Genomic DNA, 14,956 nt, shown 5'->3' with positions numbered 1-14,956 from the left:
TCTTTAACGTACCGGGTTTTATGCGAACACCGTCCAATCGAAGACACAGCACTCACCCACCAACGAATAAATCGAGAGAAACGCCGCCGCCAGGGCTCGAACCTGGGACAACCTGGGTAACAACCAGGTGCTCTACCAACTGAGCTACGGCGGCTTCCGACTGCATTTCCACATACACGGAGTCCTTTGATAGGGCTTTCGTTTTCGGCCAGCAGCATCGATACGCTTTCACGCGTTCGTGGAAAACCATCCAACGATGGAACGCTTCGAGGGTGTCGTCGCGGGGGTTCGCGAACGGGTCGAACCTGACAGCGACGAACGCGAACGGCTTCAGCAGGTCGCCCGGTCGCTGGCCGAACGAACAGAAGATGCGATTACGAACCTGCCGGTCGAGGCCGACGTGGTACAGGTCGGAAGCACCGCCCGCGGGACGTGGACGAGCGGCGACCGGGACATCGACCTGTTCGTCCGATTTCCGCCGGAGCTCGACCGCGAAACGCTGGAATCGTACGGCTTAAAAATCGGCCACGAAGTCCTTCCAGACGGTCACGAAGAATTCGCGGAACACCCCTACGTCAAAGGCCAGTTCGACGGATTCGACGTGGATCTCGTTCCCTGCTACCGCGTCGAATCTGCGACGAACATCCAGTCGGCGGTCGACCGCACGCCGTTCCACACCCAGTACCTCGAAGCACGGCTGGACGACGACCTCGCACGCGAAGTCCTGCTGTTCAAGCAGTTTTTGAAGGGAATCGGCGCATACGGAAGCGACCTCCGCACGGAGGGGTTTTCGGGCTATCTGTCGGAACTGCTCGTCCTCGAATACGGCAGTTTCCGAGCACTACTCGGAGCGGCCGCGGACTGGCACCCGCCAGTTCGGTTCGACCCGGAAGACCACGGAACGGAGAAGTTCAGCGACCCGCTAGTGGTTATCGACCCGACCGACCCGGAGCGCAACGTCGCTGCCGTTCTCACCCCTGAGAATTTTGCTCGGGTTCAACATTACGCCCGCGACCTGCTCGACAATCCGCGCGAATCGCTCTTTTTCCCCGACTCCCCGAACCCGCTTACGCCCGAAGCCGTGGACGGTCGTATCGCTGACAGAGGAACCGCGCCCGTCGCCATTCGATTCGACGCTCCCGACGTGGTAGAAGACCAACTTTATCCGCAGCTTCAGAAATCGCTTTCCGGAATCGCCGACGCCCTCTCACGACGAGGATTCGACGTCCTCAGAGCCGACCTGTTCGCGGACGAAACCGCGGTGCTGTTTTTCGAACTGTCCGTTTCCGAGCGTCCAGCAATCGAACGGCACGACGGCCCGCCGGTTCACGTTCGCGCGCACGCGGCCGGATTTTACGAAAAGTACGCGGACGACGATTCGTACGGGCCGTTCATCGAGAACGACCGCTACGTCGTCGAGCGAAGACGGGAGTTCACGACGGCAACGAGGTTCCTCGAAAGCGAGACTGTCTTCGACTCTGCACTCGGTGTCCACGTCGAGCAAGCGATGCGGGAGGGTTACGAGGTGTTGTCGGGTGACGAAATCGGCGTGCTGGCCGCGGAGTTCGGACGCGAACTCGCGCGCTACTTCGACCCGAAACCGTAACCCGCGAATCAGCTTCGATTGATAAGCTACGAGGAGAACAACATACATAGGGCGAGAACATTCATCTATACTGGTGATCGATGCGATATGAAGCCGTCCGATCGAAATAGCGCGCCTTCCGACGAGGTGACGGTCGAGGACGCGGTGTTTCGGCGTCTCGTGCAGCAAACGACGGACGCCGTCGTTATCGCGGCGAACGACGGCACAATCTTGTTCGCAAACCAATCCGTGGAAGACGTGTTCGGCTACGCTCCAGGGGAGTTAGAAGGACGTCAGCTCTCGGCAATCATTCCCGAACGTCTCCGTCAACGCCATCAGGCCGCATTCGCGCGACACGTTCGAACCGGCGAACGGACGATTCCGTGGAACGCGATCGAACTCCTCGGCCGCTGTGCCGACGGTACGGAAGTCCCGCTCTCCGTGTCGTTCCACGAATCAACCGAAGCGGACAGTCAGCGGTTCATCGGCGTTATGCGCGACATTTCCGATCGGAAGCGCATCGAACATCGCTTGGACGAGAAGACCGACCACCTAGACGAAGTGTTCGACGCGAGTCCGGTTGCCCTCTCAATTCGATCGGCGGACGGTGAAATTCTCCAGACGAACGAACGCGCAGGCGAGCTAGTCGAAATCGTCAGAGACGCAGACGAGGCGACGAATGAGACGCAAATTTACGCTCCCGACGGCGAACTGCTCTCCGAAGCCGAATTTCCGTTCAATCGCGTGGTCGAATCCGGCGAGGCCGTGTACGATGTCGAGTTTTACGTCGAGGGGGCTGCCGGTGAACGACGCTGGTTCATCGTCAACGCGAAACCGGTGTACGCCGACGGCAGGGTGGCGCAAGTCATTTCGGCGGGGAAGGACATCACCGAGGTCAAACGCTTCCAGCGCGAACTCGAACGCCAGCGCGACGATTTGGAGCGAGAATTGGACGAAGTGTTCGACCGTATTGACGATGGATTCTACGCGCTCGACGAAGCGTGGAAATTTACCTACGTGAACGAACGGGCCGAGGAACTCCTCGGACGCGACGAATCGGAGTTGCTCGGTCGCGTCGTCTGGGATGTCTTTCCGGATACCAGCGAGACGATGGGATACGATGCGTTCCACCGGGCGGTCGAAACCCAAGAGCGAGTTACCTACGAGGAACATTGGGCATCCCTCGCCAGGTGGTTCGAAGTTCACGTGTATCCCTCCGAAAGCGGCGTCTCCGTCTACTTCCGCGACGTTACCGAGCGAAAGGAGCGCGAGCAAGAACTCAAACGTAACGAAGCGATGCTCGAAACCGTGGGTGATGGGGTGTACGCACTCGATACCGACGGGCGATTCGTCGCGGTGAATCAGACCTACATCGACATGACCGGCTACTCCCGCGCGGAACTGCTCGGGTCGAACGGGGCGATGGTGACCGGCGAAGATACCGCCAACGAACTCGAACGAGTACAGGCGAACCTCGAGAACGGCGGAGATGATGTCACCACGGTCGAGGCGACGCTCGAAACCGCCGACGGAAACCGAGTTCCAATCGAGGCACGTGTCTCGCTATTCCCCCTCGGCGACGAACAATACGGGAGAGCAGGCGTCGTCCGCGACGTTACCGAGCGAAGGGAACGCGAACGCGAGATTCGGAAGAAAAACGAACGATTGGAGAGTTTCGCCAGTATGCTCGCCCACGAATTGCGCAATCCACTGAGCATCGCGCAGGGGTATCTGGGATGGGCGTGGGAGGAACAGTCCGAGTCAGCCTACGAAGAGGTCGAGCGTGCGCACGACCGGATGGAGGAGATGATAGATATGTTGTTGTTCATGGCCCGCGGGAGTGCCCCGGTTGCCAACCGAGAGACGGTCGCTCTCTTCGATGCAGCGGCGGCGGCGTGGGACGCCATCGACGGCGAAACCACCGACGAGGTGACGGTGGAGATAGTAACCGACCGAGTCGTGCAGGCGGAGCCGACTCGCATTAAACAGCTTCTGGAGAATCTCTTTCGGAACGCCATCGAACACGGGGATGCTGTTACCATCCACGTCGGTGACATCGCAGACGACTCCGCCTGTGGGTTCTACGTCGCCGACGACGGACAGGGAGTCCCCGAATCGAAGCGCGAAACCGTATTCGAGGCGGGCTACACGACACAGCAAGACGGCATCGGTCTCGGACTCACATTCATCGCCCAAATTGCGGAGGGGTACGGCTGGACGTACACCGTCGCGGAAAGCGAGGAGGGCGGCGCTCGGTTCGAATTTACCGGTCTCGACGCCAACGAGTAACCGTCGAGACGAACTCCGTGGTCTGCCTGACCATCAGGATTATATGGTTGGTGTGCATTAGCATATCACGTATGGCTTCCGCACCGACCGGCAACGACGAGTCCGTGTTCGACCAGTTTCTCACCGACCGTGGTCACGAGACAGAACGAGTAGACTGGGAGCAGGAGTATAACAAAAAGCAGTGCCCGGAGTGCGGCGGACTCCACGAAATGGCCGCAACTGAATGCGGAGTTTGCGGATGGAACCCGTGATCAACGACCGATAGCAACCCGATAGCGACCGCGCTCACAGCGCGGTGATGATTCCAGCACCGACGACGACCAACATCGCGCCCGCGACGATTCCGCGGGTGACTCGTTCTACGTCGCGCAACAAAAAGTACGCAAAGAGCGTCGTGAACAGCGGTGCAGTCCCGGTTAGCGGGTCAACGATGGCGACCCGACCCTCAGGGAGCGCCAGCGCGGAAAACAGCGACAGCAGTGCGACCGCGGTTAGAAGACCGCTCACCGCGAACAGCCCATACGTCTTTCGCGGCGCGGACAGCACGTCGCGGTGATTTCGGGCGAGGGCGTAGCCCGCAAGCGCGACCAACGCCGCCGTTTCGTTCAGCGCGACCGCTTCGAGGGCGGTTGCTGGCGTCGTTTCCAATCCGAATCGTCGAACCACGTTTCCGACCGCGAACGCCGCCGCGGCGACGAGCGGAAACGACAATTCGCGGGGTTCCCACCCGCCGAGGTCGCCGCCCTTCGCCAGCGCGAGAATCGCGAGTCCGGCGACGAGGACGAGAACCCCGACAGCGGTTGCGAGGGAAAGCGGTTCGTCGAGGGCGAACACCGCCAGCGTCGCCGAAAAGAGCGGTCGCGCACTGACCCCGGCGTTGTTGACGCTCGCGCCGACGCGCCGGATACCGCCGAAGGCGGCCAGTCGGCCAACCGCGGTTCCGACGAATCCCGCGAACAGGAAGATGCCGATGGTCGATCGAGAGAGGTCGGCGAGCAGATTTCCACCCTCCAGCGCGACGAGCGCGACCCAAAAGACGGCGGAGTCTACGACGACCACGACCAGCGACGCTTGGAGGGAATCACCGCCTTTGGCCATCGCTCGCTTGGAAACGATGGGTTCGAATCCCCAAAGGAGGGCAGGAACGAGCGAAAGGAAGTACACCTCGGTGGGAATCGTCATTACAGAAGCGTTTCCACCTGTCGGCTTAACTTCCGCGCCCGAGCAGATGTCGTTAGAAATATAATATCATATAATGCACTACTAAACGAAAAGAAAAATGCCGGAGTGTCAAAATTGCGATTCGTTTGTGACGGCGACTTATGCACGCGTGTTCACGCCATCGGGGGTCGAAAATCCGCGTGTCTGCCCGAACTGCGAGGACAAGATTCGGGACGGTTCCGAGGTATGCGCGGCGCGTTCGCCGCGCAGCACCTGAGACGGCGAAATTCGTCGCTCCATTTCACGTCGTTTTATACGTCCCCAACACCTGTGGTGGTGTAATGACTATGCCAACGGCAGAGACTGACGCGAAAGTAACTCGGTTGTTCGGTGGACCGGGGAGCGGTAAAACCACCGAGTTGCTCGACCGAGTCGAGGACATCCTCTCACAGGATGGGGTCACGGTGAACGACCTTCTCGTCGTCTCCTACACCCGTGCGGCGGCAAACGAAGTTCGAGAGCGGCTCGCGGAACGACTCGATGTCGACCCACGCTCGCTCCAAGGAAACGTCTGTACGATGCACGCGAAAGCCTACGAACTTCTCAATCTCTCTCGCGGTGACGTCGTCGGCGAGAAACACAAAAAGGAGTTTTGCGAGGATTTCGGGCTGGAGTACGAAGACGAATACAGCGGGAAAGGTCGCCGAACCGCCCGTTCAACGACGCTCGGAAACAAGATTATCGCAACCTCCCAGTGGCTTCAGCGAACCCGCCGGGACGTCGCCGATTGGTACGACGTTCCGTTCCAGTGGGACGTCGAGACGGTTCGACTGCCCCCGGACATCGACCCGAACGCACAGGAGGGGAACAAATACACCCCGACGTGGCCGAGCAGCGACGACCGATTCGACGTTCCCGAGGCCATTCGAGGCTGGCGGAAGTACAAGGGCGACGAAGGACTCGTCGGGTTCGCCGACATGCTCGAACGCGTCAAACAGCGTTCTCTTCTGCCCAGCGTTGATTATCTCGTTATCGACGAGTTTCAGGACATCACCCGGCTCCAGTTCGACATCTACGAGGAGTGGAAGCCGCACATGGAAAACGTCCTCATCGCGGGCGACGACGACCAGGTCGTCTACGCGTGGCAGGGCGCGGATCCGAAACTACTGCTTCAAGAGGGCGGCGAGGACGTTATTCTCGACACCTCCTACCGTCTTCCCTCCCGCGTTCTCAAGGTCGTCCAACAGGAAGTAGACCACATCGAGGAGCGCCAAGAGAAGAACCTCAAACCACGAAAGGAGGGCGGTACGGTCGAGGCAGTCGAGAGTCCGTCGATGTTAGACCTCGTGCGGAACGTCAGGTACACGATAAGCGAGTTCGACGGCACCGCGATGGTTCTGTTCCGCGCCCGCTATCAGATGTTCCGGTTCATCGACGAGTTCATCGACGAAGGGATGCCGTTCCGCACCCTCACGGATCAACGGATGTGGACCGACCGACTGTGCCAGTACGTCGATGCAGTCGAGCAAATCGACGAGGACGAACCGATCGACGGTCTGCAAGCCCGCAGACTCGCGGATATGCTCGCGGATTCCACGTTCGGCACGAACGATCGCGACGAGATGTTCGACGCCATCGACGAGCGCAAGGAAGAAGAAGGCGTGGACGACCTCACCGAACTGGAATTCGACGGGGATTTCGTCCGGGACTTCGCGCCGTTCATGCCCGGCCCGGAATCGGCGTCCGATATGGTTCGAAAGGTAACCAGCTATCAGAAGCGGTCGATGGACGCCTACTTCACGGGCAAGTACCACGGGATGGAGCGCGACCGTATCCGAATCGGTACCATCCACAGTGCGAAAGGTCGAGAAGCAGACCACGTTTTCGTCGCCACCGATCTCACCGAAAAGGTTGTCGAGCAGATGGCGGCGACCGTGGAAAACGAGGGTATCGATCTTCCCGGTGTGGACGAATTTACGGCGAGCACCGACCCGGTTCCGGTTCTCACCGACAACGAGCGCCGCGTTTTCTACGTCGGTATGAGTCGTGCCCGTGAGCGCCTCGTACTCATGGAGAACCTCGTCAGCGGCGCGCCGACGCTCGGACTGGACGTGCTGTTGTTCAACGAACTGAACGAGAAATCGGTCGGGGACGTCCTCGACAACGAACTCGAAGCGCAGGAAGCGAAGTAGTCGGCGAGGAGGAGCGTTTCTCGCTTCCGTCGTTTCGTCCTTTCCGATACCCGTGCATTGATACCGTCTGACGGTGGATTAGATTCGCATGGCAACTTCTGAACACGAATCTCGCTCCACCTACGACGAACTCGAAGCGAGAATCAAACGAATTTCCAACGTCGGGAACGCAACCGGGGTTCTTTACTGGGATCAACAGACGAAGATGCCGGAAGGGGGGACTCCGGCGCGCGCAAAACAGCTTTCGGCGCTACAGTCGATTCAACACGAGTTACTGACCGAGGAGCGAACCGGCGAACTGCTTTCTGAACTCGAAAGCGGGGAATTGGACGACGAACAGGCAGCGGTCGTCCGCGAAATTCGACGGTGGTACGAACGAGCCATCGACGTTCCGAGCGAACTCGTCACGGAACTCGCGGAGACGAGTAGCGAGGCGCAACCGGCGTGGCAGGAGGCGAAGGCGGAAGACGAGTTCGAGACGTTCGAACCGTATCTCGACCGACTACGCGAACTCCAAATCGAGCGCGCCGAACAAATCGACCCCGACAAAGACCCCTACGAGGTCATGTTCGAGGACGGCGAGCCGTATCTGCCGCTTTCCACCGTCGAGCGGATTTTCGACGAACTCCGCGATGGACTGATTCCGCTCATCGAGGACATTCAGGAGAACGGCGCGGACATCGCGGACGACGCCTTCGCCGGAATCTACGACACCGAGACGCAGGAGGAAGTCGCGCGGGACGCGCTCGACGTGCTCGGCTACGACTGGAACCGAGGCCGACTCGACACCGCCCCGCATCCCTTCATGTCCGGGACGCAGTTCGACGCTCGGGTGACGACGCGGTACGACGAGAACGACCCCCTCGACTCGCTGACCGCGACGATTCACGAGTTCGGGCACGCCACCTACCAACTCGGTCTGCGCGACGACGCCTACGGAACGCCGCTCGGAGATTCGCGGAGTTCGGGCATCCACGAATCCCAGTCACGGTTCTGGGAGAATCACGTCGGGCGAACGAAGGCATTTTGGGAGTTGTTCCTGCCGACGTTCAAAGACCGATTCCCGCAGGCGGACGACGTGACGGTGGACGAGGCGTACAAGGCGATCAATCAGGTGTTCACGGACAATACCATCCGCGTGGAAGCCGACGAACTCACCTACCACATGCACATCATCCTCCGGTCGGAAATCGAGAAGGAGTTCGTTGCCGGGGAGTTGGACGTGGAAGAGATTCCAGCTCGCTGGAACGAACTCATGGACGACTACCTTGGCGTCGTCCCCGGGACGGATTCTGCGGGCTGCTTACAGGACATCCACTGGACGAGTCGGTTCGGCGGGTTCCAGAACTACACCGTCGGAAGCGTCTTTGCGGCCCAACTCTGGGCGACCATCGAAGAGGAACTCGACGAGCCGATGGAACGCATCCGGGAAGGCGACTTCGCCCCAATCCGCGACTGGTTGACCGAAAACATCCACCAACAGGGCCAGAGATACACGACGGACGAACTCATCGAGGAGGTGACCGGCGAACCCCTCACCGCCGACTACTTCCTGGACTACGTCACCGAGAAGTACGAAGCGATATACGAATTGGACTAGGACTCGGTTCTCCACGTGGTTCGATTTTTTGAGTTGGAGTTTGGAGATGCGGTTATCACCTCTCGGAGATCGTCAGCCGAACACCAACTTAAAATGTCGGTTGAGTCGATGGGGACTGCAGAGCACGTCTACAAGCCACGTCCTCGCCCCGTCAGTCACTCGTGGCTTCGCCACTCGTTCCCACCGGAAGAGTTTGGCTCTTCCGTGCTCTCGTTCGCTCCGCCGTCGCTAACCAGAATTCGGTCGCCCGTTGGCGCTGGAAAAGCAAGCGCTTCCAAGCCATCGAAAACGCAAGACGTTTTCAAGACACCAGGGACGCAGGGCGGGCGAGTGCATCGCACTCGCCCGCCCAGCGATTGATTGGCTTGCCACAGGATTCTGTAGAACGAGTTTCCGAGAAAACGGCTACCAAATTGGGTTAGGCGGGTACGGGCGAACGAGGAACGAGCGACTGCAAGGAGCGAGCGACGAGTGAAGGCGATTTGTAGGCGTGATTTGCAATTACTAGCGTCTCAAATTCGCCGTCTCCGACTCGCCGTAAAACAACAGCCGACGTAGCAAACCGAAAGCCAACTTCCTCAAAATAATCGCTTCATTCGTCGTTGTCGTCGTCGGTTTTGGCGACTGCACCGACCACCTTTTTTGCGGCACTCGCGGGCACATCTTCCGGGGTCGTCAGCCACTCGCGGAGGAACACCATCAACACGGCGATGGCAACGAACGCCCCGCCGAAAAGCGTCTGCCCGGCGATGAGGCGTTCGATACCGAGGAGTCCGATGGGGAGCGCGAACACCAACGTCGCGGCCAGACTCACGGTGTCGAGAATACCGAGGTTCATACCTCTCTTATCCGGCGACCGATTAAAAGTGCGACGCCACGACGTTGCAACGACGCGAAGCCGGGACAGCGACGCCGCGTTCCGGAACGGTTTTCAACCGTCCGGCGTCACAGTTTTGTTATGTTTACCGGAATTGTTGCGGAAGCTGGCGAGGTTCGTCGCGTAGCGGACGCGGATGGCGGACGGCGACTGACGATTGCGGGCGACAAAGCTCTCGCGGATGTCGAACGCGGCGCGAGCATCAGCGTGAACGGGGCCTGCTTGACGGTCGAGGAGTTCGACGCGGAGACGTTCGAGGTGTTTCTGGCCGAGGAGACGCTTTCGAAAACCTACCTCGGGGAGGTTAAAGAGGGAGACGTCGTCAATTTGGAGCGCGCGCTTCGGGCGGACGCGCGACTGGACGGCCACTTCGTACAGGGCCACGTCGATACGACGACCGAGGTCGTGGACGTTCGACAGGTCGGCGAGGACTGGGAGTACGAGTTCGCGATTCCGGACGGTTTCGGCCGGTACGTCGTAAACAAAGGGTCGGTCGCTGTGGACGGCATCAGCCTCACCGTCGCCGAAAAAAGCGAGAACACCTTTACGGTGGCTATCATTCCGACGACGCGCGACGTGACGAACCTCTCGGCGAAAGAATCCGGCGACCCGGTTCACATCGAGGTGGACGTGCTGGCGAAGTACGCGGAGCAACTGTTGGCGGAGTAGAAGAGAAAGAAGCTATTTCGAGTCGTACCCGAACGGGTCGTCGTCCCAAAGCGAGTCCGTTTCGTCCGAATCATCGACCTCGGAGTCGCGTTCCGAATCGTCGTTCTCCGCGTCACCGACCTCGGCGACTTCGCTTCCGCTGTTCGCCAGTCGTTCATCGTCTCCGAATCGTTCCGTATCGTCCAATTGCGCAGCGTCGCGCATCCCTCTCTTTTCGCCCATTCGTCCAGTTTCGGCGACTTGACTGCTGTCACCGACGCCGAACGTCACCGACTCGTGGCGGTCCGTCCGCTCGTACAGGTCGCGGTAGCGGTCGATTTTCCGGTAGAGCAGGTAGCCGAAAAAGCCGTCGTAGATGAACACGAAGACGATGTAAGCCATTGCGGGCGTGACCGACGGGTACACGAGCGAGGCCAATGCGGGAACGAACCCGACCAGCGTGTTGTACGTCGCGTGGATAGCCGCCGCGATGAGCAGGCCTTTGACGACGATTGGCCCGGCGTTTTCGCGATTGAACTTCGCCAATCCGAGATAGTAGCCCGCGAAGGCGGAGTAGATGACGTGACCCGGTCCGGCAAACAGCCGAAAAACGGCGGTCTGTCCGGCTTGCAGGAGGGGGTCGGTGCCCGAGGCGTTGAGCACCTCTTGGCTGATGTAGATGGCGTTTTCGATAGTTGCAAAGCCAAGCCCGGCCATCGCGCCGTAGACGGCACCGTCGATGACGGCGTCGAATCGGTCGCTCCGGAAGGCGTACAACCGCACTGCGAGCAATTTCACTGTTTCCTCGACCGGCCCGACGACGATGTAGAAAAACAGCGCCGACCCGACGAGCGGAATCCACGAGAACAGCGGTTGCGTGTAGGAGTTGAAAATCGCCGCGAATCCGGCGAACAGCACGCCGAGGAGAAACGTCCCGACGAGGAGCGGAAGCGGTTCGGACATGGTCACGTCCGCGTGCCAAATGTATGCCGCGAGAGCGAACGCGGGGACGACCGACAAAAGAACGAACAGTCCGACCCACGGGTCGGTTATCGCCGCCAATCCGCCGAGCGCGAACTGCAGGAGAAGAATCGCAATCGCGAGCAGGATGATGAACGCCCGCGCCGAAACCACGAGTATCCCGTAAAATTTGGCGGCGAACCAGTCCAGACGCGACCGTTCCTCCCACGTCGCAATGTCGTACAAATCGACCGACTCGTCGGTTCCGCGCGCGACCGGGTCTCGATTCTCGTCCATAGGCGGACGTTCGCAAGGAGGTGGAGTAAATCGTTCGGCGAAGAGAACCTTAAACACCTTATATGAAAATAAATACCATAAACAAATGTAGGGTCGCGCTTATTAGGGAGGACTCACGATTCGTGATACACGATGTCACCCACGAGTCACAGCCGAGGGATTATGTACTCGGCACCGCCGAAAGGAGCAACACGAAACGACACACGAGAAGAGAATACGGACGCAGTAGCGGTAGAAGACGACGACAAATGGGCCGACGAACAAATCACACCCGGCACCGACGCGAACTGGACGGGTGCCGTCCCCGCTGACGACTGAACGAGTCCGACGACGGCGGTTCTCGTGACGCGCAACCTCGTCACGCTGAAAACCCCCGCACACCAACCGGGAGGTATGACCAGCCAGCGCGACACGCTCGCCCCCCGTTCGACACGCGGTTTTAGCGTGACGACCGGCCGAACGCGGACTACTCAAGCCCCAACCGACCAACCGCCGTTCGGCCGACCACCGACCGCCCGTGTACCGACCATCCCCCGTTTTTCTGCTTGCCACCGATGAGCGTGGAGAGTCGAATCCGGGTTCGCGGCATCTACACCACCGCGCTCACGCATCTGCTGGGCGAACAGTTCGACGTAGTGCAGGCCTCGCCGCCCATCCAGCGACGGTTCGAGTGCGATTTCGAAACCGGTGAGTACGATGCGACGGTCGAAACGACCGACGACCGACAGGGAGTCGGCCTATTCGGTGAACGGGACGTCGTCGGAGCGGTCGGCGAGCGATTGGCGGAAATCGGCATCGACACCTTCCGCTGGGACGACCCGACTCCCCGCGGCGCCTTGTTCGACGGCGTCGTCAGCGAAACCCTCGGAAGCGGTGCGGTCGTCGACCTCGGCGAACGAGACGGTTTTCTCCCGTTCCGGAGTATCGACGGCAGAATCGACGAGGGCGACCACGTTCGGGTGCAGGTCCACACCCCGAAGCCGCCGTGGTCGCGCGACCGGCCCTTCCTCGGAACGGACGTGCAGGTGTTCGGCGGCGTGACTAGCCTCTCGAAGGGCGTGAACCGCGTCGTCGCCAGCGCGCCGGACGACGCCAGCAGGCGCGAACTCGCGCGGACGACCGAGATGCTTCCGACCGACGTGCCCACCGAATGGGGCGTTCGCTGGGAGTACGGCGCGAACGAGGCCGAAATCGGCGAAATGGATTCCGCGCTCTCCGATGCGGTTGAACGCGCGGAGACCATCGACGGTGCGCTCGATGACGCGGCAAACGCGGCGAGCGATGCGGACGCGCCACGGACGATTGCGGAACCAGACGCGACGGCGTGGCTCTGGTTCGGTCGAGAATCCCGGTTCGAACTGGACGACGCCCGTCGGGAAGTCACGACGACCCTGCCCGGCCACCATCGAATCAAGGCCGCGGACGACTCCGCCAGCAGGGCGGTCGATTTTGCGGAAGACCTCTACGAACCGCGCGACGAGGTCCCCATCGGCGCAACCCTTCGGCAGTTCGGCCCGGAGGAGGACGGCGAGGTGTTCATCGACCACGGGAAACCCGACGGACGCTGTTTCTCGCTCGGTAAAGGCGACGTGGTGGAGCGCGACACCGAAGCCGGAAAATACACTGTCCGCCGGGAAATGCGGGGTTCGGGAACCTACGACGCCATCGGTACCGACCGCGAAGCGGGCGACGTGGCCATCACCAAGTTCCGCGAGGGTCGCTGGTGGTACCCGACGGCCTACCGGAGCGAGGACGACGAATCGAAGGGAACCTACGTCAACGTCTGCACGCCGGTCGAGCTGTTCCCGCGCTCCGTGCGCTACGTCGATTTGCACGTCGATGTCGTGAAGCGCCCCGACGGAACTGTGAAGCGGGTTGACGACGACGAACTGGATTCCGCGGTCGAAGCGAGCCACATTTCGGCGGAACTGGCCGAGAAAGCGCGGACCGTGGCGGCGAGCGTCGAGAGGGTTCTGGAAAAATAGGGAAGCAGCCACGAGAATCGGCATTCGACATAACCGGGGAACCAGCATGCTCACCACGAATGAGGGGCGACAGCGACGAGTGGGCGCCAGCTTTTGATCCGTATTTTTCCAGAGACAGGACTGCCGCAGAAAAAGTGGCTTCTAGAAGTGTTCGTTGTCGGACGACGTGTTTAGCTTTCCGCCTCGGCCGCCCTCGCTTCGGTCGATTCCCATGACGCTCTCGGATTGGTCCGTTTTCCACTGGCTCGTGCCATCCTCGGCGATGCGCACCGTCACGTCTTCGACTTCCTCGAACTCTTTCAGGAGTTCGACTTCGATGTTTTGGGACGTGATAGGCGTGATGGAACAGCCGCTACATGCCCCGCCGAGTTCGATGACGACCTCGCCGTCGTCGGGGTCGGCCTTTCGAACCGCGCTCGTTCCGCCGTGCATCTGGATGACGGGCATCTGGGCGGTCAACCAGCGTTCGACCCGCGATTTGAGGTCCGAATCGGTGGCTTCCGTCTCGCTGGACTTGCTCATTGAGTAGTCGTAGGGGCTGGAGGTATGGGAATGTTGGGGTTCTCATTCGGGGTGTGGGTTGATTCAGGGAAGTACGTCGTTCTTTCGTGAATTCCGTGGGATGTGTGTTGGGTGAACAGATGGTGTTTTTCAAACGTACCGCTAGGTACTGCGGACTCCAATGAGACCGCCACCGTCCCGCATCGGCCCACACGCCTCCCAACCGACTCCCTCGTCCCGGAAGGGCAGAGCTCTTCCGTGCTCTCGCTCGCTTCGCTCACGAGAATAGGAGTCAGCTACAATCCCGAAGAAAATGGCAAATCCCAGATGATAAATATCACATTCTCGTCCCATCGCGCTAACCGAATAGAGACGGTGAGTGCTATTTACATGGTCCTTGGTAACAGTAAACTACGTCGCCAACAAACGGTTGGCTGGCGGACGGTCGGCACGGGTCGTTCTCGGAACGCAACGCCTACAATCGCGTTCGGTGAGTCACCACCGACCGTCTCCCATGTCACCGTGTCTCAATAGTTTTATGCTGATGGGGTGTTTCGATTCGTAACGATGATGAGCCAGTCAGAACGGGAGCAAATCGACGACCTACCACCGAGTGCAAAACTCGTGTTCAAGGTTCTCGAATATCAGGGATCGCTCACACAGAAACAGATCGTCGATGAGTCGATGCTGTCCGCACGAACGGTTCGTTACGCTCTCGAACGACTCGAAGACATCGGCGTGGTGACGGAAGACATCTACTTTGCAGACGCCCGACAGAACCTCTACGACATCGACTTCCCGACCGAAACGGACACGGAGCAGTCCGCAGACGCCCAGTGCGCTGAATAACCGAATTTCGTT

General features: G+C 60.0%; 15 protein-coding genes and 1 tRNA gene. 11 read left to right on the top strand and 5 right to left on the bottom strand.

Going from position 1 to position 14,956, the window contains the following annotated elements; all coding sequences use genetic code 11:
- Positions 1 to 81: 81 nt before the first annotated feature.
- A tRNA-Asn gene (locus LIX15_RS14160) sits at positions 82 to 154 on the bottom strand.
- A gap of 102 nt (positions 155 to 256) precedes the next feature.
- On the opposite strand from LIX15_RS14160, the gene cca reads away from it, so the two are divergent.
- The 3 genes from cca to LIX15_RS14145 all read left to right on the top strand — a co-directional run bounded on the left by cca (position 257) and on the right by LIX15_RS14145 (position 4,125).
- Positions 257 to 1,606: a CCA tRNA nucleotidyltransferase gene (cca, locus tag LIX15_RS14155; RefSeq protein WP_227773821.1), complete on the top strand. Its 1,350-nt coding sequence runs from the start codon at positions 257 to 259 to the stop codon at positions 1,604 to 1,606.
- A gap of 87 nt (positions 1,607 to 1,693) precedes the next feature.
- Positions 1,694 to 3,874 carry a PAS domain-containing protein gene (locus tag LIX15_RS14150; RefSeq protein WP_227773820.1) on the top strand — a complete coding sequence of 727 codons (2,181 nt, stop codon included), beginning with the start codon at positions 1,694 to 1,696 and terminating at the stop codon, positions 3,872 to 3,874.
- Between the two features lie 71 nt (positions 3,875 to 3,945).
- Positions 3,946 to 4,125, top strand: a complete 180-nt coding sequence (locus LIX15_RS14145) for an HVO_0416 family zinc finger protein (RefSeq protein ID WP_227773819.1) — start codon at positions 3,946 to 3,948, stop codon at positions 4,123 to 4,125.
- Positions 4,126 to 4,159: 34 nt separating this feature from the next.
- On the opposite strand, the gene LIX15_RS14140 is transcribed toward LIX15_RS14145, so the two are convergent.
- Positions 4,160 to 5,056, bottom strand: a complete 897-nt coding sequence (locus tag LIX15_RS14140) for an EamA family transporter (RefSeq protein ID WP_227773818.1) — start codon at positions 5,054 to 5,056, stop codon at positions 4,160 to 4,162.
- A gap of 97 nt (positions 5,057 to 5,153) precedes the next feature.
- Between LIX15_RS14140 and LIX15_RS33685 the strand changes: the two genes are divergently transcribed.
- The 3 genes from LIX15_RS33685 (at position 5,154) to LIX15_RS14130 (ending at position 8,827) form a co-directional block, all read left to right on the top strand.
- Complete coding sequence (locus tag LIX15_RS33685; RefSeq protein WP_425556791.1) at positions 5,154 to 5,312, top strand: DUF7563 family protein; 159 nt, start codon at positions 5,154 to 5,156, stop codon at positions 5,310 to 5,312.
- A 70-nt stretch (positions 5,313 to 5,382) separates the two neighbouring features.
- Entirely contained in the window at positions 5,383 to 7,227 is a 1,845-nt protein-coding gene (locus LIX15_RS14135) for a UvrD-helicase domain-containing protein (RefSeq protein WP_390184284.1), read from the top strand.
- 88 nt (positions 7,228 to 7,315) lie between these two features.
- A complete protein-coding gene (locus LIX15_RS14130) occupies positions 7,316 to 8,827 on the top strand; it encodes a carboxypeptidase M32 (RefSeq protein WP_227773816.1) in 1,512 nt (503 codons plus the stop codon).
- Between the two features lie 592 nt (positions 8,828 to 9,419).
- Here the strand turns inward: LIX15_RS14130 and LIX15_RS14125 are convergent.
- Positions 9,420 to 9,665, bottom strand: coding sequence for a DUF7533 family protein (locus tag LIX15_RS14125; protein ID WP_227773815.1), 246 nt, complete (start codon positions 9,663 to 9,665; stop codon positions 9,420 to 9,422).
- 120 nt (positions 9,666 to 9,785) lie between these two features.
- Here LIX15_RS14125 and LIX15_RS14120 point away from each other — a divergent pair, with 120 nt between their 5' ends.
- Positions 9,786 to 10,373: a riboflavin synthase gene (locus LIX15_RS14120; RefSeq protein WP_227773814.1), complete on the top strand. Its 588-nt coding sequence runs from the start codon at positions 9,786 to 9,788 to the stop codon at positions 10,371 to 10,373.
- A 12-nt stretch (positions 10,374 to 10,385) separates the two neighbouring features.
- On the opposite strand, the gene LIX15_RS14115 is transcribed toward LIX15_RS14120, so the two are convergent.
- The gene (locus LIX15_RS14115; RefSeq protein ID WP_227773813.1) at positions 10,386 to 11,609 is read right to left on the bottom strand and encodes a PrsW family intramembrane metalloprotease; all 1,224 of its coding nucleotides are present in this window, start codon (positions 11,607 to 11,609) and stop codon (positions 10,386 to 10,388) included.
- Between the two features lie 162 nt (positions 11,610 to 11,771).
- On the opposite strand from LIX15_RS14115, the gene LIX15_RS14110 reads away from it, so the two are divergent.
- The 3 genes from LIX15_RS14110 to LIX15_RS14100 are packed head-to-tail and all read left to right on the top strand — an operon-like array spanning position 11,772 to position 13,594.
- Positions 11,772 to 11,927 carry a hypothetical protein gene (locus LIX15_RS14110; protein ID WP_227773812.1) on the top strand — a complete coding sequence of 52 codons (156 nt, stop codon included), beginning with the start codon at positions 11,772 to 11,774 and terminating at the stop codon, positions 11,925 to 11,927.
- Positions 11,928 to 11,951: 24 nt separating this feature from the next.
- Positions 11,952 to 12,167, top strand: coding sequence for a hypothetical protein (locus tag LIX15_RS14105; RefSeq protein ID WP_227773811.1), 216 nt, complete (start codon positions 11,952 to 11,954; stop codon positions 12,165 to 12,167).
- Positions 12,164 to 13,594, top strand: coding sequence for a ribonuclease FAU-1 family protein (locus LIX15_RS14100; protein WP_227773810.1), 1,431 nt, complete (start codon positions 12,164 to 12,166; stop codon positions 13,592 to 13,594). Before LIX15_RS14105 ends, LIX15_RS14100 begins: the two co-directional genes overlap by 4 nt.
- 141 nt (positions 13,595 to 13,735) lie before the next feature.
- Here the strand turns inward: LIX15_RS14100 and LIX15_RS14095 are convergent, their stop codons facing one another.
- Positions 13,736 to 14,116 (bottom strand): NifU family protein, encoded by a 381-nt coding sequence (locus LIX15_RS14095; RefSeq protein ID WP_227773809.1) that lies wholly within the window; start codon positions 14,114 to 14,116, stop codon positions 13,736 to 13,738.
- 549 nt (positions 14,117 to 14,665) lie between these two features.
- On the opposite strand from LIX15_RS14095, the gene LIX15_RS14090 reads away from it, so the two are divergent.
- Positions 14,666 to 14,944 (top strand): MarR family transcriptional regulator, encoded by a 279-nt coding sequence (locus LIX15_RS14090; RefSeq protein ID WP_227776894.1) that lies wholly within the window; start codon positions 14,666 to 14,668, stop codon positions 14,942 to 14,944.
- The last annotated feature ends 12 nt before the right edge of the window (positions 14,945 to 14,956 follow it).

The organism is Haladaptatus pallidirubidus (genome assembly GCF_020700235.1).
In the GTDB taxonomy this organism is placed as follows: domain Archaea; phylum Halobacteriota; class Halobacteria; order Halobacteriales; family Haladaptataceae; genus Haladaptatus; species Haladaptatus pallidirubidus.
Note: the sequence above shows the minus strand (reverse complement) of the source record. Positions and strands in the feature narration are given on the sequence as shown.